The following is a 253-nucleotide window of genomic DNA, read 5'->3' on the forward strand; positions in this document are numbered from 1 at the left end:
GCGGAAAGGTTCGATCGCCTCGAAATCACTCTTGCCCAGACTCAACAGACCAATCATGGACTTCACTATATCCGAGGTGCGCATTCCTTGAGAAACAGGAAATTTAGGGTCGATCACCAGATCCACCTGAGCCGCCTGACAGCATTGACCAATCAATGCCAATCCAGAATAAGAGGTCAGATTCAGTTTCTCGGATTGCCGGACTTCAAAGTGTGCCATGTTCGTTTGGGTGAAGAAAGAATATGACTAATTA

General features: G+C 46.6%; 1 pseudogene. It reads right to left on the bottom strand.

Features of this window, described 5'->3' with window-relative positions:
• Positions 1-219 (bottom strand): annotated as a pseudogene (locus IV91_RS0109905) (IS1380 family transposase); the annotation flags it as partial.
• Positions 220-253 lie beyond the last annotated feature (34 nt).

Source organism: Ferrovum myxofaciens (assembly GCF_000735045.1).
GTDB lineage: Bacteria > Pseudomonadota > Gammaproteobacteria > Burkholderiales > Ferrovaceae > Ferrovum > Ferrovum myxofaciens.